Source organism: Nocardia sp. NPDC049526, from assembly GCF_044465765.1.
Lineage (GTDB): Bacteria > Actinomycetota > Actinomycetes > Mycobacteriales > Mycobacteriaceae > Nocardia.
In genome coordinates this window covers 37,034-54,655 of sequence record NZ_JBITMA010000018.1, presented here as the reverse complement: position 1 = coordinate 54,655, position 17,622 = coordinate 37,034, and the positions used below count along the sequence as shown (strand labels likewise).

General features: G+C 64.0%; 16 protein-coding genes and 2 pseudogenes. 12 read left to right on the top strand and 6 right to left on the bottom strand.

The window, feature by feature from the left end; genetic code table 11:
- The first annotated feature begins 212 nt into the window (after window positions 1–212).
- From ACIBW7_RS37665 to ACIBW7_RS37640, 6 genes are all read left to right on the top strand, one after another.
- The gene (locus ACIBW7_RS37665) at window positions 213–1,106 is read left to right on the top strand and encodes a hypothetical protein (protein WP_397054977.1); all 894 of its coding nucleotides are present in this window, start codon (window positions 213–215) and stop codon (window positions 1,104–1,106) included.
- Window positions 1,107–1,213: 107 nt separating this feature from the next.
- The gene (locus ACIBW7_RS37660) at window positions 1,214–1,654 is read left to right on the top strand and encodes a hypothetical protein (protein ID WP_397054975.1); all 441 of its coding nucleotides are present in this window, start codon (window positions 1,214–1,216) and stop codon (window positions 1,652–1,654) included.
- Between the two features lie 327 nt (window positions 1,655–1,981).
- The gene (locus ACIBW7_RS37655; RefSeq protein ID WP_397054973.1) at window positions 1,982–2,320 is read left to right on the top strand and encodes an ESX-1 secretion-associated protein; all 339 of its coding nucleotides are present in this window, start codon (window positions 1,982–1,984) and stop codon (window positions 2,318–2,320) included.
- On the top strand, window positions 2,317–2,616 hold the full coding sequence (locus ACIBW7_RS37650; RefSeq protein WP_397054971.1) for a WXG100 family type VII secretion target: 300 nt from the start codon (window positions 2,317–2,319) through the stop codon (window positions 2,614–2,616). Before ACIBW7_RS37655 ends, ACIBW7_RS37650 begins: the two co-directional genes overlap by 4 nt.
- Before the next feature lie 5 nt (window positions 2,617–2,621).
- Window positions 2,622–4,001, top strand: a complete 1,380-nt coding sequence (locus tag ACIBW7_RS37645; RefSeq protein WP_397054969.1) for a hypothetical protein — start codon at window positions 2,622–2,624, stop codon at window positions 3,999–4,001.
- Window positions 4,002–4,016: 15 nt separating this feature from the next.
- Window positions 4,017–4,313, top strand: coding sequence for a hypothetical protein (locus ACIBW7_RS37640; RefSeq protein ID WP_397055144.1), 297 nt, complete (start codon window positions 4,017–4,019; stop codon window positions 4,311–4,313).
- A gap of 257 nt (window positions 4,314–4,570) precedes the next feature.
- Here ACIBW7_RS37640 and ACIBW7_RS37635 read toward each other — a convergent pair.
- The 3 genes and pseudogenes from ACIBW7_RS37635 to ACIBW7_RS37625 all read right to left on the bottom strand — a co-directional run.
- A pseudogene (locus ACIBW7_RS37635) lies at window positions 4,571–4,764 on the bottom strand (transposase domain-containing protein); the annotation flags it as partial.
- Between the two features lie 164 nt (window positions 4,765–4,928).
- Complete coding sequence (locus tag ACIBW7_RS37630) at window positions 4,929–5,936, bottom strand: DUF262 domain-containing protein (RefSeq protein WP_397054967.1); 1,008 nt, start codon at window positions 5,934–5,936, stop codon at window positions 4,929–4,931.
- Between the two features lie 104 nt (window positions 5,937–6,040).
- Window positions 6,041–6,706, bottom strand: coding sequence for a hemerythrin domain-containing protein (locus ACIBW7_RS37625; protein ID WP_397054965.1), 666 nt, complete (start codon window positions 6,704–6,706; stop codon window positions 6,041–6,043).
- A gap of 302 nt (window positions 6,707–7,008) precedes the next feature.
- Here ACIBW7_RS37625 and ACIBW7_RS37620 point away from each other — a divergent pair.
- A pseudogene (locus ACIBW7_RS37620) lies at window positions 7,009–7,250 on the top strand (TrmH family RNA methyltransferase); the annotation flags it as partial.
- 282 nt (window positions 7,251–7,532) lie between these two features.
- On the opposite strand, the gene ACIBW7_RS37615 reads toward ACIBW7_RS37620, so the two are convergent.
- From ACIBW7_RS37615 to ACIBW7_RS37605, 3 genes are all read right to left on the bottom strand, one after another.
- On the bottom strand, window positions 7,533–7,943 hold the full coding sequence (locus tag ACIBW7_RS37615; protein WP_397054963.1) for a rhodanese-like domain-containing protein: 411 nt from the start codon (window positions 7,941–7,943) through the stop codon (window positions 7,533–7,535).
- Window positions 7,944–8,127: 184 nt separating this feature from the next.
- Window positions 8,128–8,652: a cysteine dioxygenase gene (locus ACIBW7_RS37610; RefSeq protein ID WP_397054961.1), complete on the bottom strand. Its 525-nt coding sequence runs from the start codon at window positions 8,650–8,652 to the stop codon at window positions 8,128–8,130.
- A 171-nt stretch (window positions 8,653–8,823) separates the two neighbouring features.
- Window positions 8,824–9,405, bottom strand: coding sequence for a TetR/AcrR family transcriptional regulator (locus ACIBW7_RS37605; protein WP_397054959.1), 582 nt, complete (start codon window positions 9,403–9,405; stop codon window positions 8,824–8,826).
- Between the two features lie 104 nt (window positions 9,406–9,509).
- Between ACIBW7_RS37605 and ACIBW7_RS37600 the strand changes: the two genes are divergently transcribed.
- From ACIBW7_RS37600 to ACIBW7_RS37580, 5 genes are all read left to right on the top strand, one after another.
- Window positions 9,510–10,934: an MFS transporter gene (locus tag ACIBW7_RS37600; protein ID WP_397054957.1), complete on the top strand. Its 1,425-nt coding sequence runs from the start codon at window positions 9,510–9,512 to the stop codon at window positions 10,932–10,934.
- 583 nt (window positions 10,935–11,517) lie between these two features.
- Complete coding sequence (gene pheS / locus ACIBW7_RS37595) at window positions 11,518–12,576, top strand: phenylalanine--tRNA ligase subunit alpha (protein ID WP_397054955.1); 1,059 nt, start codon at window positions 11,518–11,520, stop codon at window positions 12,574–12,576.
- A 46-nt stretch (window positions 12,577–12,622) separates the two neighbouring features.
- Entirely contained in the window at window positions 12,623–15,127 is a 2,505-nt protein-coding gene (gene pheT, locus ACIBW7_RS37590; protein WP_397054953.1) for a phenylalanine--tRNA ligase subunit beta, read from the top strand.
- A gap of 422 nt (window positions 15,128–15,549) precedes the next feature.
- A complete protein-coding gene (locus ACIBW7_RS37585) occupies window positions 15,550–16,809 on the top strand; it encodes a hypothetical protein (RefSeq protein ID WP_397054951.1) in 1,260 nt (419 codons plus the stop codon).
- Window positions 16,810–16,832: 23 nt separating this feature from the next.
- Window positions 16,833–17,606, top strand: a complete 774-nt coding sequence (locus ACIBW7_RS37580) for an ESX secretion-associated protein EspG (RefSeq protein WP_397054949.1) — start codon at window positions 16,833–16,835, stop codon at window positions 17,604–17,606.
- Window positions 17,607–17,622: the final 16 nt, after the last annotated feature.

The following is a 17,622-nucleotide window of genomic DNA, read 5'->3' as shown; positions in this document are numbered from 1 at the left end:
ACCAAAAAACTTGAAATCACTGCGTCAGAAGCGGGCACGTTCGCGGAAGCCCTGTCGAAGTATCAACCAGCGCCTGGCTAATTCCGAGACAGGTTGAACGAAGGTGTCACCGTTTTCGAGGATATCGGCAAAGTCCTTAAATCCGCGGCCGATACGTATGAAGCGGAAGACCTCGCTAGCAAAGGAAAGCTGGCAAAGCTCGAGGGGGAGATATGACAGTCGCAGATGACAAGCAAAGCTTGCTCGAAAAGTCATCGTATCTTCGTGCGAAGGTAATTGACGTGGGAGATCTGCCAGCGAAGGTGGACTCAGCCTGCGGGCACCTTGTAAAGCTTGTCCGAGCAAACGGGTATGCCGGCGTCGTGAACAACCCCGTGGGGGTGTTGACCGGGTCGGTTGAAGATGCCGTCGACGAGATTTGGGCCGAACGTGACAAGGCAAACGCTGCCATTCGTGAAACCTGGGAGGAGCTCAAGAAACTCGAACCCGATCTAGATGTTCCAGTCAAGTTCATCGACGTCGCGAACGAGTGGCGCAACCTTAAGAATAACCTGGTCGCCGCAGGCGGCGACTTCGTTGACACCAAACTCTCGGAGTGGTCGGGCGATGCGGCTACCAGGTACGAAGAAATGCGCACAACCAGGCAACAGCCTGCATTGGACAACTTACCGATAGAATTTAATCAAATCGCAGCCAGCTTGGAAACTATCGCTGGGGCAGAGTTGACTCTATACGGCGAGATTGCCACGAAAGTGCAGGAGTTGATCTCGAAGGTTGAGGACGGCTTTTTCAACAGCGTCAAGAGTATGCTATCCATATCGCTCTCAGGCGCGCTCTCTGTTGCGCAGGAGTTGGTAAAGGTGGTCGAGGCCGCAAGGACCTTCATTATCGGTATCGTGAAAAGTATGGGCGACGTCGCCAAGACTAATATGATTGAAGGTAACAAAATATCGCAGATTGTAGAGATTCAAAAGGGTCTGCCTGACAATAAGTGGCCCAGTGGGGTCAAATCTTCCTACGGGACTGGAATCGAAGGAATCCGGGAAGCAATCGGCGACGCGTCGACGAAAGACGGGGACAAGTCGGATTGGACGGTGCCTCAGTGAGGATTGGCTTGCTGACAGTGGTAGCCACTGCTGCGATGGCCTTGGTGGCCGGATGCTCCTCGTCGCCGCCCATTGCAACACCCGTGTCGTCTCAGGCTCGACCGACGATGACGCAGGGAGAGCTGTGCGATGCTCTGAAGAACTTCTTCACAACCGAGTTGCACGCCGTCGAAGTGCGATCCATCCCAATCGTCTCGACAGACCTCGTCCTTAAGTGGAGCGGAGGGTGCTCGCTTGCCCAGGGGCAGAACCCGATTGGGAACTACCAGATGCGAAACGCACCGGACGATGCGGACCCAACAGAGGGTCGCCGTGGATACGTGAAGCAGCCAGAGCTGGGCGAGGCGGTATGGGTGTACGACCTGCGAACAGACCGTTCGAACACGGTACGGTTCGCTACCCGCATCAATAATTGGAACGCAATTCTCGAGATCTCGGATACCGAAACCCAAACAGCTGAGGGCGGCCTCCACCTGACAGACGACGACAAACGCAAATCCGTTCAATTCCTAACCGAGCTGACCACAAAATTGGCAGTCGATCGATAGCCGGTCCGGTGAGCACCAAGCCACGGTGCTGGAGGCACGATTCAACCAGTTCTCGAGCCTGTTGGCGCTGTCGGCGGAAGCCTCCTCCGTGCTGTGGACCTTCGATTTCCGCGCGTTCGACGGGGTGCGGTGAACAGAGCGGCCGCGTCGCGGAAGCTCGGTGCGGTGTTCTCGAAATGTCGAGTTCCGCAGCCACGCTGCGGAACTCGAAGTGGGCGACCCCAACAAGGCGCTATCGAATGGGCCGCTGACCTACACGCCCGGAGCCCCAAGGTCTTCCAGCTCGCTCTATCGCCACCTCGACGGGCGTCGGTTAGGATTCGCGTCATGAGTGATGGGGGGAGACCAGCCTCTGGCCAGAACCTCTCGGTGGTGCCCGAGAAGGTGCGCGAGGTCGGCAAGTACGTCTACGAGTTGGCCGAAGCACTGCGCACGGCACTGGATTCCGCGGCTAAGGACGTCGCTTCGCTGACCGATGGCAGCTGGACCGGGGACGCGGCCAACGAGTTCTCCGAGGGCTGGACCGAAGTGCGTGACGGCGGTGTCCAGATCATGACCGCTCTGACCGGCATGGCGGAGAAGCTGGGTGTTACCGCCGACACCTATCAGGCCCAAGATGAGAGCAACGCCGCCACATTGAGCACGTCGAGTTTGGATCTGCCGTGAGCTCTGAGTTTTCGGTCGACCTGGACCATCTCGATGAGATCGTGGTCCGTCTGTCGGGTCTGGCCGGGTTCATCGGCGAGCATCTCGATGAGATCGACGACCGGGTCGCCACGCTGGTCGGCAGTGGGTGGGAAGGCGTTGCCGCCCAGGCGTATACCGATGCTCATACTCAATGGGTCACTGGAGCAAGGGAATTCGTCGAGAGTGTGAAGGATGTCAGCGACGCCGCGAAGGCGGCCCACGCGCGTTACACCACCGCCCACGACACCAATTACAAAATGTTCTCCCAGGGATAAGACACGTGGGTGTACTGGCGATCGACTGGCAGACCTACTACGAGGCTGGCAAGAAATGCCATGCCCTGGCCACCGACCTGCGTGCCGCCGACAAACCGGTCCACGACGCGGTCAAAGGCGAATGCGCAGGCATGGCCGGTGACACCGCCGGCTGCGAACAATGGGGCAAAACCTACGACCGCATCGCCCAGGAAACGATGCAGACCTGCACGAACCTGGCCGACGCCCTCACCAACTTCGGCAACATGCTCTACGCCGCCGGATACAACTGGGCGCTCAGCAATAACTCCAACTCGATGCCCGACCGGCCCACCGCGACGGCGATGTCGGAGTACAAGGTCACGATCCCGACTTCGGTCGGCAACAACGGCGACGGTGTCACCGAGGGAAAGGGCAGCATCCCGGGCTTCTACGACGCCTTGGTCGGGAAGATCCAGGAAGAGTTCGGCAGCAAGCTGCCCAACGGCAACAAAGACAAACTCGCCAAGGCCGCATCGACATGGAAGACGTTCGCCGAACACAAAACCATCACCGATGCCGCATCCCGGATCACCGAGATCACCAACCTCTTCAGCGACATCCAGGACAAGAAAGGCCTCGAGCCCCTCCTCGGCCACCTCACCACCCTCAACGGCGGCGCCACCCAACTGGCCTCCGCATCCCTCAACCTCGCCACACCCGTCGCCGAATACAGCACCGCAACCTCCGAAACCCGCGACAAATTCCGGGACGCGGTCACCAACGCCTTGATAGCAGCCGGAACCACCGTCGTCATCGGCGTCGCCGCCTCCTGGATCACCGCCGCCCTCAGCGACGTGGCCGCCGGGGTCGGCGTCGTAGCGATCGCCGGCAACACAGCCAGAGTGCTCAAAAGCACCTACGACACCAGCAAACTCATCAAAATAATCGGCACCGCGGCAGCGGTCGCGGGAACCGCGGCCTTCACGGTCACCGTTTTCGACAAGGTCCCCAGCCTCGCCGATATCGCGCTCAAACTCGGTGCCATCATCGCCATGAAGGTCTACATCGATGACGAAGATAAATTCGAGAACTTGCCGCTGGCTCCGGGCAACCCGGCTCCGGGTATGACTGATGAAGTTGAAAAGTACATCCTCGGGAAGCATGTGAAAGGCGCTCCCAACTATAATCCTTCAAAGGGCACCTGGCCTGACACGATTACCGGCGAGGAGCTCGACGAGCTGGCCGAGGCAGCCGAAAACTCACCGGCACGAGGGCCGAACCACGACGGCAACTTTGAACGCGAGGTTGACGCCGGTAAAGTCATCGGCAGCGTGTCAGAGCAGTTGGGTGGTCACGCCACCAGTCGGTACAAGATCATAACCGACCGCTTCGGCGGCATTATTACCATGTATCCGATCCCGTAGATACCAGGAGTTGAATTGGGAATCGACCTAATTATTCAAGATCGAAACCACGAACGGATCGATCTGGTATATGGAGACGCGGAAGATACGCTTGTCAAGTATCGAGAGAATGTTCCGGCAGGCTCGATACTTCGAGGTCTTCACGCGCACGCGGACACAATGTTCAATACAACCCAGCTGACCATGCTCTTGGACGAACTGGCGAATCTGTCGCCGAACAACGACAAAGAAGCAGCGATGCTTGTCGTATTGCGCGATGCCGCTGAGACCGCTATCCGTAGGAATGGGTATCTTTGGTTCAGTGGGGACTGAAGTCGTGAATGTTTCCGCCATTGCGCAGGCGGTCCTGCGCATAGCGCGCGGCGGCGAATTTGCGCATCCGGCCGGCATAATGGCTGGCATGGTTGCCCTTGCGAACGGTACGGTCGCGGCCAGTGAGGGTTCCCCGCCGCGATCATCTGCTGCGGTTTGATAGTGATTAGCCGAAATGCGATCTTGCATAGGTGTTCTCGCCGTCGATGGTGATCACGTCGTAGGTTCTGACCAGGACGATCGGTATCTCGGCTCCGATCGTAGGCGTCGTCGAAAAACAATGTCATCGCCAAGCATGAGATACACCACGCCCTGGGCCGGCGACAACCGCCGCCGTTGCTCACAACGGCCGGTCTCGGCCAGCACCTCATCCACCAGATCACGGTGTACAACCGGCGTCAGCACACCCAACCCCGATCCGATCGGTTAGTCGGCCCGCCTCCTCCGTCACGAACCGGCACCATACACCGAACCGACTGCACCACAGGCGATCTCACGCGATCCCGCGAACACCCACCATGATTCGCTCACAAATAGCCCACTGTCGGCATCCGCACAAAGTTAACGGCATTGCCACTACCGCTTATTCATACCCGACCGCGCGGCATGAATACGCTACGTGGCATTGGGCACAGGATCAGTCGCCGACCTGGCGAGGCTTACCTGTCCAAGGGGCGCCATACCTCTCGTAAGGGTTCCCGAGTTCGGAAGCCCTTCGTTCGCCCTGTTCAATGAGATCGGCTCGGAACACCTCATTGGAACCGATTTCGTCGTCAGAGATATCCAGATATCCGCGGAGGCAAACAGGTAGTTGCGCAGGAGGTCACCCTGGGTGAGTTTCAACCCAGTGTTGTTGAGGGATTGGAAGATTCGGTGGACATTATCGCCGGGGTGCGCACTGATCGACACCACCGAAAGTCCCGAGACCACGGCTTGGACGACCTGCGAAAGCCCAAAGGGCATGTCGTCGGCCGCCGTGAGTTCGGCAAGGCGACTCCTGAAGAAGCGGTACGCGCTGCCGACATTGCCGTTGTCGTCGGTAGCGCTGCCGTCGATGATGGCTGTGTAGGCGGGTCGGCTACCTTGTGTCGGAAGCAGTTTCAGGCGATCCGGGTCGTCGTGATACTGATTTGTCAGCAGCTGGTTGTGAATGCGGTCGGTGTCGCGGCTCGCGGAGCCGTCGACTGCTCGCAGGTAGTCGCGGATCGCCGCGAGCAGCAGAGTCAAGGTTGTCAGTCGCTGCTCGCCATCGACGACGAGAAAGCGGGTGACCGCGCCTGCGACGCCGGCCGGCGTCGGGGCCAACACCACAGATCCGATGAAGTGGGTCGCCTGCGGCTCATGTGTGCGATCTTCGGCGAGCTGGATTACGTCGTTCCAGAGTTCCTGTAGCTGCTCGTCACCCCATCCGTAAGGCCGCTGATACAGCGGGACAAGGTACTGTGAGCTCCCCTCGAGGATCCCACTCGAACGAGTTGAGCGATTGGCCCGATCACTGATTGCAGGGACAACTGCGTAAGAAGACTGATCGAAACGCCCGGTCTTGGTCTCCGCAGAGAACACGGATGTCAGCGCGCCGGTTGGATACGTGCCGTCCTTGTCGGATTCCCTTGTAGTCGTCACTGTTTCGCGTTCGTGGCGCGCGCAGTTCTCCGGCTGTATTGCTCGTGCAGGAACTTGGCGGATTTCTCCTATACGCGGCGAGAGAGTCGTTGGGCCGGTGGCGCTCAGCCGGCGATGATGGCCTCACGCTTGTCGAAGCCACGCACCAGCACCTTCACCATGAGCCGGATGACCAGACCGGCCTCTTGCTTCAATCGCACCAGTTCCGGTTCGGTCGCGTGCTGGAGCACGCGGGGCAATTCGAATTTCAGGTTGCCGCCCTGCTTTGCCGCCTTCTCGATGCGCGCCCAGTCTTCCACGCTGACGTACTGATCGACGAGCGGGAAGACCACCTTTTCCTCATCGGCGATGTGCTCGGAGAGCAATGTGTGTGCGGTGTCCAGTGTCTCGGCGAGTTCGGCCGCGGCCACTCGTTTATCGCCTGCCACGGCGAATGCGGTCGCGTGTGCACGGAGTGTGGTCAGCAACTGGTCGAGTTGGGTGTGGTCGTCTTCGAGTTCGTGGACGTCGACGGCGTGGCCTGCCGATGCGATGAGGATCGGCCAGAGCACATCGTCCTCGATGGTGTGGTGGTGGTGAATGGAGTCGCAGAGCAGATTCAAGTACTCCGCAATGGCCGCTGCGCGCGGGGGCGGGGACGGGGATCCGGCCGCGACCTGTCCGGTGATCTGCGCGAAACGCCGGGTGTCGGCGAGCATCCCGCGGTGCGCGATCTTCATTCCGGTGACGTCGGGCTTCGCGCGGGTGATGGTGTCGGGATTGCTGGTCATGGGGGCTCCTCGAAGTTGCGGCCCGCCGGCGTGGGATGGCGGGTAGGTCGCGCGTTGTCGGAGTAACGATGCGTCCGGGCGCTTGCATCGGACTTATGGGCGACTTAAGGCGTTTTCACTTCGTGCGCGAGGTGGCAACTTGCGATGGCGGTGGGTGGGAGCTCAATCGCCTTGCGTGCGGAGGTTTTCCAGGATTTCGCCAGCCCAGTCGGCCTCGACTGCGTCGGGGCCAGCAACACCCATCGCGGTCATTACGGTGAGTAGCATGCCGGCGCCGAAGAAGCCGCGCATGTCAAAGGCGGGGCATTACGGTTTTGGCCACTGCCGCAAAGGGGGAGGTCGACTGGACGACGCTGACGAACTGTTGGCCGGGCCGGTGGCTTGGCTGTTCGGCAATGAGGCGCACGGTCTCGATCCTGCCGTCGCCGCGCGTGCGAATCATCGCGTGCGGATTCCCATTCACGGCCGCGCCGAAAGTCTGAATCTGGCCGCGGCTGCGGCGATCTGTCTCTACGCCAGCGCTCGCGTACAGCACGCGAGATAGTCATACGAGGCGGCGCATATCCAGTGCACGCCTCGCACAAGTTCTACCTTCTGTGCGACGTGCACGGGGTATGTGACGGCCGGGGCATGGAAGGCTGTGGCGCGTATCTGGTGGCGGTTGCGTACGGGTTCTGCTTTTTGTGGGGCGTGCACGGGGTATGTGACGGCCGGGGCATGGAAGGCTGTGGCGCATATCCAGTGGCGGTTGCGCACAGGTTCTACGCCTGATGCGAGGCGTGCACTGGATATGCGACAGCTGGGCTTGGAACGCGATGGCGATGGGCTAGGGGATGGCCGGTGTGCCGCCGGGGACTACCGGCAGTCCAGCCGCTTGCCACGCCCGGAAGCCGCCGATGAGGTCGGTGGCTCGATGAATGCCGAGTTCGAGGACATCGGCGGCGGCGAGGCTGGAGGCGTAGCCCTCATTGCAGACCAGCACTACCGGAGTGTCCTCGGTGAGACCGGATAGCCGATGCGCGCCGGTCGGGTCGAGTCGCCATTCCAGCACTATTCGTTCCACCACGACCGAGCCGGGGATTTCGCCCTCGGCGAGTCGGTTGGCGTGCGGGCGGATATCGACGACCAACGCGCCGTCGGCCAGTAGTGCCGCTGCCTGCTCCGGGTCGACACGATTGAGTTTGGCTCGTGCCTGGTCGAGCCTGTCCTCGGCGCTGATAGCACTACCTTCTTTCATGGCTGCGACCTCCAGGGAATGCTTTCGGCGCTTGTCCTTCGAAGACTGAAATGAGACGGCGTCCCCGTAGGTTTTAGCTGGAGGCAGGTCGTCTTGGAGGGTGTCGTCCCGGCGAGGACTGGTCTCATGTCTGCGCCTCGCTGGCGCTCGGCTGCGGCATGACCGGTTCGCTCACTGCGTTCGCTCATACGCCCACGAAATCCGTGAGCGTGCGGTACTCGCGGACCGGTCGCAGTGGTGGCGAATACGCGTGTACCGAGGCGGCCGGGCGGGTGCTGTGATTGCGCAGCCGATGCGCGCGTTCCGGTCCGAAGGCGACAGTTTCGCCCGCCCGCCATTGCGTCGTGCGGACCGGGCCATCCGGATGACGGTATTCCTCACCGAGTTCGCCGATGGATACCGTGAACGAGCCGGAGGCGCCGCCGTGATCGTGCGGTTCGGTGCCCTGTCCCGGTGCCCACGACAGCAGCCACACTTCGACGCCCATGGTCAGCGCCAGCCGGGTCCACCAGCGTTGCTGCGTATCGAACCGCACGATGTCCAGTAGCGGTGTTGCCATGGCATCGGCGACCGACCTGGTCAACTCCCGCAATTCCGCTGGCGACCACAACGTCCGCTCCGGACACACCGCCTCGCGTATCAGCGGTACATCGACCGAGGGGTGAATATCGTTGGTGTGCTTGAGATTCACCGGCAGTGATGTGGTCAAGCGAGATACTCCTGACATGGTCGTGGGGACAAATCGACTGCGCTGCCATCAACCGCGACGAAGCGGTCTCGCGCATTTTCCGGCACCACGACGCCGTTGCCATCGGTCTGGATCACCATGAGCAAAACTGCGCACCCGCAGACCGTGCCGTCACGGCACGGGACACACCGGCTACTCCGCCTCGGCACGGAGGCTTTCGAGCATGTCGGTGGCCCAGCAGACCTCGACCGAATCGGGGCCGGCGACACCCATGGCGGCCATCACGGTGAGCAGCATGCCGTTGCCGAGGAAGCGGCAAATCTCCGCGATGGATGCGCCGGTGAGCTCTTGGATCACGCTGTAGATGCCGCCGAAGCGCTCGCGGACGTTCGGGCCGATGGCCGGATCGGAGGCGGCGGCGAAGGCATGTAGCAGCACCAGCAGTAGTTCGCGTTCGTCGAGGAACGTCTTGTAGCCCTGGCCGAGCGCGCGCATCTTCTCGTCCTGCGTGGAGTCGGGTGTGATGCCTTCGGCGGCGGCCGCGCGGAAGATGTCTTCGATGCGGTCGCATACTTGGTTCGCCGCAGCCAGGAACAGTTGCTGTTTGGTGCCGAAGAGGCGGATCACATACGGCTGCGAAACTCCGGCCAGTCGCGCGATCTCATCGGTTTTCGTCGCGGCATAACCCGATTCGGCGAATGCGGTGATGGCCGCGCGCAATACTTCCGCGCTGCGTTCGGTCGCGGTCATCCGGGTTCGGGCTGGACTCGCCATCGTGCTCCACTTCGTCGTCGTCGGCCGCCTGCCCTTGACATGTTATCAGTCGATGCATACTGTTCGAGCAGTTAGTTATCAGTCGATTACAACAAAGGCTGGATATGTCCGAGACACTCGAAACCGCCGCCCCGCAGGTGGCCGTCGAACCGCGGGCGGACGGGCGGTCGCTGGCCGCCGTGCTGGCCGCGGTCGGCATCCCGATGTTCATGGTCACGCTGGACAACCTGGTGGTGACCAATGCGCTGCCGGTGATCCGCACCGAACTCGGGGCCTCGCTCACCGATCTGCAATGGTTCGTCAACGCCTACACGCTGGCCTTCGCATCGCTGCTGCTCACCGCCACGTCCATCGGTGACCGGCTCGGCCGCCGCCGGATCTTCCTGGCCGGTATCGCGATCTTCACGGCGGCATCGGCGGCCTGCGCGCTGGCCACCGAGCCCTGGATGCTGATCGCCGCCAGGGCGATTCAGGGTTTCGGTGCGGCCGCGGTGATGCCACTTTCGCTGACCCTGCTGTCATCGGCGGTGCCGGAGAAGATGCGCAGTGCCGCCATCGGGATCTGGGGTGGCATCTCCGGACTCGGCGTCGCACTCGGCCCGCTGATCGGCGGCGCGGTGGTCGAGGGGCTGAGCTGGCAGTGGATTTTCTGGGTGAATGTGCCGATCGGCGTGCTGGTGCTGCCCTTCGCGGCGCGGGTGCTGACCGAATCGCACGGGCGGGCCAAGCGGCTGGATCCGCTCGGGCTGGTGTTATCCGCGGGCGGCGTGCTCGCGGTGGTGTGGGGCGTGATCCACGGCGCCGATGACGGCTGGACCTCGACCGGCGTGCTCACCGCACTGTTCGGCGGCGCGTTGCTGCTCGGACTGCTGATCGCCTGGGAGTTGCGGACGCCGGATCCGATGCTGCCGCTGCGGTTGTTCCGCTCCCGGGCATTCCGGGTGAGCAATACGACCGTCTTCACCTTCTCGGTCGGCGTCTTCGGCTCGATCTTCCTACTGGCGCAGTACTTCCAGGTGGTGCAGGGCTTCGGGCCGCTGCAATCCGGCATCCGGACCATGCCGTGGACGATGGCGCCGATGGTGGTCGCGCCACTCGCCGGGATGATCGTGGATCGGGTCGGTGCGCGGAATCTGTTGACGGCCGGACAGACGTTGCTGGCGGCGGCCTTGGCCTGGATGGCTGCGGTGGCCTCGGTCGACGCGAGCTACCTCGCATTCGTCGGGCCGTTCCTGCTCGGTGGCATCGGGATGGGCCTGACCTTCGCACCCGGTGCGACCGTGGTGATGGCCAGTGCGAGTCCGGAGGATCGGGCGATGGCCTCCGGCACCAACAGCACGATCCGCGAAGTCGGTGTCGCGATGGGGGTGGCGGTGCTGGCCTCGGTATTCGCCTCGCACGGGTCGTATATGAACCCGCAGAGCTTCGTCGACGGCCTGGTTCCCGCCGTGTGGGTCGGAGCCGCGATTGTCGCGGTGGGCGCGATGGTGTCACGGCTGCTGCCGAGGCAGATCGATGCCGCGGACTGATCGGTGATTGCGCGCTCGCCCCGGGCCGATGGTCCGGGGCGAGCGTGTTTGTGTGCGCTGGGCGGGTGTCGTCGCAGTGGGTGCGCCGATGTGGTCCGATCACAGCCTCCTGTCTCGCCCAGCCAGGCTGCGGCTGGTCAAGATCACCGCATTGCTGGCCGAGGCAATCGCACCGCGTCGAGTTGATCGGCTCACCGGGTAGCTCCCATAGACGAGTGCTTGCCGGGTGGCGGTCACCGTGCGGGTATGCCGCTGCCCGGTGCGATCCGCGCCGCGCACCGGTCGATGGCACCGGGCCGCCGCCGCGAGAGAACCTGCCGCGCACGCTCCGGCACGGAAATGCGCCCGTCCGCAGCTCGCGACTTGTCGGCAAGGTGTCCCAGTTCCCGGGTGCACCGCGGTGGACGTGCAATCTGGCCTGCGAGAACCGCGCGACAAGTGCGCTGGCACACTTTCGGCAAGCGCCACACCGGTAATCCGGATGAATCGGCCATCGTGCATCGAATACGATTCGACCAGCAGCAATGTGGGTAGGCAATTACGCGGACCCGCGAACCGATCCCCAGGGGAGAGACGAACGATCGTGGCCGACGACAACGATGGAGTCGAGAACGCAGCGCTGAGCGAGGAGGCATTGGCCGCCGCCGCGGCAGAGGCCGAGAAGGCGTTTGCGGCGGCCGCCGATCTCGATGCGCTCGCGGTCGCCAAGACCGAGCATCTCGGCGGTAAGGCGCCGCTGGCCTTGGCACAGCGCGCGCTCGGCAGCCTGCCGAAGTCGGAGAAGGCCGACGCGGGTAAGCGCGTGAACGTCGCGCGGGCGCGGGTATCGGAGGCTTTCGAATCGCGCCGCACGGTCCTGCTCGCCGAGCGCGACGCGGCCGTGCTGGTCGCCGAGACGATCGATGTGACGCTGCCCGCGCGCCGGAACGCCGTCGGGGCACGGCATCCGATCACGGTTATCTCCGAGCAGATCGCCGATGTCTTCGTCGCGATGGGGTGGGAGGTGGCCGAGGGACCCGAGGTCGAGACCGAGCACTTCAACTTCGACGCGCTGAATTTCCTGCCCGACCATCCGGCCCGCACGATGCAGGACACCTTCCATATCGCGCCTGAAGGTTCACGACAGGTGCTGCGCACGCATACCTCGCCGGTTCAGGTGCGTTCGCTGCTCGAGCGCGAACTGCCGATCTATGTGGTGTGTCCCGGTCGGACTTTCCGCACCGATGAGCTCGACGCCACCCACACCCCGGTCTTCTCCCAGGTGGAGGGACTGGCAGTGGACAAGGGGCTGACCATGGCGCATCTGCGCGGCACCTTGGACGCGTTCGCGCGGGCCCTGTTCGGGCCGGATACCCGGACGCGCATGCGTCCCAACTACTTTCCGTTCACCGAGCCCTCGGCCGAGGTCGACGTGTGGTTCCCGGACAAGAAGGGCGGCGCGGGCTGGGTCGAATGGGGCGGCTGCGGCATGGTGAACCCGAAGGTGCTGATCGCCAGCGGGATCGATCCCGAGGTGTACAGCGGGTTCGCGTTCGGTATGGGGCTGGAGCGGACGCTGCAGTTCCGCAACGGCATCCCGGACATGCGGGACATCGTGGAGGGCGACGTGCGTTTCACGCTGCCCTTCGGTATCCGGTCCTGAGCTTGTCGATTCCAACGAACCTTCGATCGAGAGAGCGAAACGTCAAGTGCGAGTAGCGCAGTCCTGGCTGACCGAAATCCTGCGGCGGACCACTCCCGACTGGTCGGTGACGCCGGAGGAGCTCGATGCCGGATTCGTCCGCGTCGGGCTGGAGGTCGAAGAGGTCGACAAGCTCCAGCGGGTGAGCGGTGATATCGATAAGCCGCTGGTGGTCGGTCGCGTCGCCGAGATCACCGAGCTGACCGAGTTCAAGAAGCCGATCCGGTTCTGCAAGGTGGACGTGGGCAACCCGGAGTTGCAGGAGATCGTCTGCGGCGCAACGAACTTCGCCGTCGGCGACCTGGTGGTCGTGGTGCTGCCGGGCGGGGTGCTGCCCGGCGGATTCCAGATCTCCTCGCGCAAAACCTACGGGCATGTGTCCAACGGCATGATCTGCTCGGTGGCCGAACTCGGTATCGGCAAGGATCATTCGGGGATTCTGGTGCTCGAGCCGGGTACCGCCGAACCGGGCACCGACGCCAATGAGCTGCTGGGGCTCGACGATACGGTCATCGAGCTGAACATCACGCCTGATCGCGGGTACTGCTTCTCGACCCGCGGTCTGGCGCGCGAGCTGGCGTGCGGATTCGATCTCGAATACGCGGATCCGGCGGTGCGGACACTGCCCGATGACGAGCAGGACGCGTGGTCGGTCCGGCTCGAGCCGGAGTCCAAGTGCACCCGTTTCGCGGTGCGCCGGGTCACCGGTATCGACCCGAATGCGGTGAGTCCCTGGTGGTTACAGCGTCGGCTGCTGCTGTCGGGTGTGCGCCCGATTTCACCCGCGGTCGATGTCACCAACTATGTGATGCTCGAGCTCGGCCAGCCGCTGCACGCCTTCGATGCGGCCAAGCTCAACGGCGGTCTCGTCGTGCGCACGGCCGATAAGGGCGAGACGCTGCGCACGTTGGACGAGGTCGAGCGGGTGCTCGATGCCGAGGATGTGGTGATCGCCGACGATTCCGGCGTGGTCTCCCTCGCGGGCGTAATGGGCGGTGCGACAACGGAAGTCGGAGCGGAGTCGACCGACATCGTGCTCGAGGCAGCCACCTGGAATCCGCTGCTGGTCTATCGGACCGCGCGCAGGCACAAGCTGGTCTCCGAGGCCGGTAAGCGTTACGAGCGCGTCGTCGATCCGGAGATCAATGTCGCCGCGCTCGATCGCGCGGCCACGCTGCTGGCCGAAATCGCCGGTGGCACTGTGGAATCCGCGCTCACCGATGTTCGGGTGCCGCTGCCCGCCACGTCGCCGATCCGGATCGATATCGATCTCGCCGATCGGGTGGCGGGCGTGGTCTATTCGACCGGTACCTCGGCACGTCGGCTCGCGCAGATCGGCTGCACGGTCGAGGTGGGCGTCAACGAGGCTACTGGGCACGGACAGCTCGTCGTCACGCCGCCGAGCTGGCGGCCCGACCTGGCCCAGCCCGCCGACCTCGTCGAAGAGGTGCTGCGGCTGGAGGGGCTGGAGCAGATTCCGTCGGTCATTCCGACCGCACCGGCCGGGCGTGGGCTGACCGCCGCGCAGCGCCGCCGTCGCGCGGTGAGCCGGGCGCTGGCCTTCACCGGATGCGTCGAGGTGCTGCCGCCGCTGTTCCTCGCCGCCGGGGTTTTCGATATCTGGGGTCTGGACGCCGACGATCCGCGCCGCGACACCACGCGGGTGCTGAACCCGCTCGATGTGGAGCGCGCGGAATTGGCGACCACGCTGCTGCCGGGGCTGCTGGAAGTGGCCGCGCGCAATATCTCTCGTGGTGCGCGCGATCTCGCGATCTTCGGAATCGCGCAGGTGGTGCTGCCCGGTCCGAATGTGCGCGCGGTGGCGGCGCTGCCGGTGGATCGACGTCCGACCGACGCGCAGATCGAGGAACTGCTCGATTCGCTGCCCGCCCAGCCGGTGCACATCGGCGCGGTGCTGACGGGTCGGCGGGAACCGCGTGGGCCGTGGGGTGCCGGGCGTCCGGTGGAGGCCGCCGATGCCTTCGCGCTCGCCGATGCCGTCGCCGATGCGGCGGGCGTGACCATCGAGCGTCGTCCAGCGGTCCACCTGCCGTGGCATCCGGGGCGGTGCGCAGAGCTGGTGGTCGATGGTCAGGTCATCGGGCATGCGGGTGAACTGCATCCGGCCGTTCTGGAGCGGGCGGGTCTGCCGCCGCGCACCTGCGCCGTCGAACTCGATCTCGATGCCCTGCCGCTGCGCGAGTCCCGGCCCGTCCCAGTGGTTTCCCCGTTCCCGGCCGTCCTCCAAGACGTTTCGGTGAGCGTCGCGAAGACCGTGCCCGCCGCCGCGGTGGAATCGGCGCTGCGCACCGGCGGCGGTGCGTTGCTCGAGGATATCGCCCTGTTCGACGTGTACGAGGGTGCGCAGGCCGGGGAGGGACGCAAGTCGCTCACCTACGCACTGCGATTCCGCGCCGGCGACCGGACGCTCACCGAGGACGAGGCGAGTGCGGCGCGCGACTCCGCCGTCGCGGTGGCCGCCGACGCGGTCGGTGCGGTGCTGCGGGGATAGTCGGCTGACATCGGCCCCGGCGGCACGCATGCCGTCGGGGCCGATTTGCGTTGCGGTGCAGGGCATTACTGCGTTGGCCGGTCAGGAATCGGTGGGTGTCGCTCGCGACCGCCGGTTACCGACTCTGTGGGAGCGGTGCTGTGCGGCTGCATTGTCGCCCGGGGCAGCACTGCGCGGGTCGGCGCATGGACGAGTTTCACTCGTGACCGCCGGTTGCCGTAGTCGTCGTGTCGCGCGCGGCTCGGGCATCGGACGGTACTTCGTTGGGTCCTGATGCGCTGCGCGGAGACGATTTCGGTGCACGGCGGCCCGGGGATACCGTTTGATATGGTAAGGACCTCCGGACGGTCGAGAGGGTGGGGATGGCGCACCGAGTGACGTTGATGCTGCGATCGATGGGCGGTTGATCCATGGGATTCGGCATGTTCAACTGGAGCGCAGGCGATCTCGGATCCGCAATGCTCGAAAGTCTGACCGACTGGATCGCGGGCGAGGAGCGACAACCGGGCGTCGATCCGGCCACCGTGCAGACCAAGTACAACCAGCAGCGCGACGGTGTTCGCAGCACCGCCAACGGCATCGGCTTCCACGGTGGGTACCGACCGCGTTCGGTGCGGAGCCGCGACGACTTCGATACGCCGTCGACCTCCCAACTGCGTGAAAAGGTCGACAAGATCGACATCACCGCCGTCGACAATCTGTCCACCGCCTGGAATGAAATCGGCAAACGCGCTGAGACCTCGTTGAATACCTTCAACGACGCGATGAAGCGCGCGACCGACGACAGTATCTGGAAAGGTGCGTCGCGCGACGCTGTCGCCAAGGCCGTCGGCGACTACAGCACCCAGGCCGTGCAGCTCGCCAATGCCGCCAAGCTGACCGGCAGCAAGGTCGCCGAACTCAAAACCGGCCTGGAGCCGACCAAAGCCCTTGTGCCCCATGCTCCCGACCTACGGTCGAATGTCGACAACGCCCGGCACTGGATAGCGGGCCGCGGCTGGCGCGATAACGATGAGGCCGAGAGCACCGCACACGCCGAGGCGGTGCGCGTACTGAGCACGGTGTACGCACCGGTGATCGAGGAGACCGACACCAACGTCCCGGTCATCCCGAAACCCGATAACCCCACCGCCAAGCCGGGCGAAACCCCGACTGGGGGACCGGGTTACAGCCCCGGCGGCAACCAGCCAGGTACTTCCGCAGGCGGTACCCAGCCGACGGGAAAGCAGGAGCCCACGAGCACCGAGGAAGGCCAGTCCACCGATCCGTCGAATACTCAGTCGACGGATGGTTCGACGACACCTTCGACCGCCACCGGCACCGAGCCGACGACAACGAAGCCGGATACCACCGCGACGAACCCGTCGTCGACGACAACGGGTTCCGCGACCCACTCGGGCAGCCCGAGCGGCACTCCCGGCACGACCAACCAGTCCCCAGGCCGCACCGTCACCGGCACACCCACCGGCACCGCCACCTCCGCCGCAGCGGCCACGACCACCGCCTCGACTACGGGCCGCAACGGTATGTCCGGCATGGGTTCACCCGGCAATCGCGGCGGCAAGGACGAGAACGAGTCCGGCAAGGGTATCCCCGATTACTTGATCAACCAGCACAACGGCGAAGAACTCACCGGGCTCGACAGCGTGCCGAAGACGGTCCCGCCGGTCATCGGCGAGTGATAGCCGGAAGATAGGAAGACCGCATGACAACCGCGCGGCGGTGGCGTTTCACCGCGCTCGAATTCCGAGTGCTCTGGGAGTCGACCGGGCGGGATGTGCTCCCGTATCCGCTGCGGCACCGTTCCACCGAGGTCTTCCGAGAGGATTCGGATCGGCTGCGCCGGGGCGCCGCGCAGGTGGTGGTCCCGCAGTTGGATGACGATCTGGTGCGGGCCGTCGAGGTGCTGCTGGCGCCGGAGGCGCGCGTGGAGGTCGCGGGGTTCCACGGTCCGCGCAACGAGCGGAAGATCCGCGCACACGGTGGCGTGCATTTCCAGCACGGCGCATTGGCGATCCAGGAGCCGGGGCCCGATCACGAGCACGGCGGGGATGTGGAACTGCTGTTTCTGTCGGCCGATGATCTGGTCCCCGCCGTGGTCGATGTATTGCCGGAAACCCGTCCGGGACAAGGCAAACCGATGCAGGTACCGGTCGAGGAATTGGAGAAGCCGCCGCCGGTGGTGCGCGATGCGTGGCGTCCGACGGTGCGCGAGGAGTTCGACAAGTTCTTCCGTCGCCCGACCGCGGCTACCGTGCATGTCGGCGTCTACCCGCTCGGCAGCGTGGATAATCGGCATACCAAGGGCCGTAAGGACTTCCAGATCACCGATTTCGAAAATGACGGGCGCTATGTCAGTTTCGGCAGTCGCACCGTCATCGTGAAGCCGACCGATCGGCAGCGCATCATCGCAACACTGCGCGAAATGATCAGCCGCACAGTCGAAGAGGTCCGCAACGGCGATCATCTCGCTCGCTGAGTGCCCACGCCCGGGC

Coding starts and splice junctions, on each gene's coding strand:
- ACIBW7_RS37665 (WP_397054977.1), top strand. CDS start 213: ATGACAGTCGCAGATGACAAGCAAAGCTTGCTCGAAAAGTCATCGTAT.
- ACIBW7_RS37660 (WP_397054975.1), top strand. CDS start 1,214: ATGACGCAGGGAGAGCTGTGCGATGCTCTGAAGAACTTCTTCACAACC.
- ACIBW7_RS37655 (WP_397054973.1), top strand. CDS start 1,982: ATGAGTGATGGGGGGAGACCAGCCTCTGGCCAGAACCTCTCGGTGGTG.
- ACIBW7_RS37625 (WP_397054965.1), bottom strand. CDS start 6,706: ATGACCAGCAATCCCGACACCATCACCCGCGCGAAGCCCGACGTCACC.
- ACIBW7_RS37615 (WP_397054963.1), bottom strand. CDS start 7,943: ATGAAAGAAGGTAGTGCTATCAGCGCCGAGGACAGGCTCGACCAGGCA.
- ACIBW7_RS37605 (WP_397054959.1), bottom strand. CDS start 9,405: ATGGCGAGTCCAGCCCGAACCCGGATGACCGCGACCGAACGCAGCGCG.
- ACIBW7_RS37600 (WP_397054957.1), top strand. CDS start 9,510: ATGTCCGAGACACTCGAAACCGCCGCCCCGCAGGTGGCCGTCGAACCG.
- ACIBW7_RS37585 (WP_397054951.1), top strand. CDS start 15,550: ATGTTCAACTGGAGCGCAGGCGATCTCGGATCCGCAATGCTCGAAAGT.
- ACIBW7_RS37580 (WP_397054949.1), top strand. CDS start 16,833: ATGACAACCGCGCGGCGGTGGCGTTTCACCGCGCTCGAATTCCGAGTG.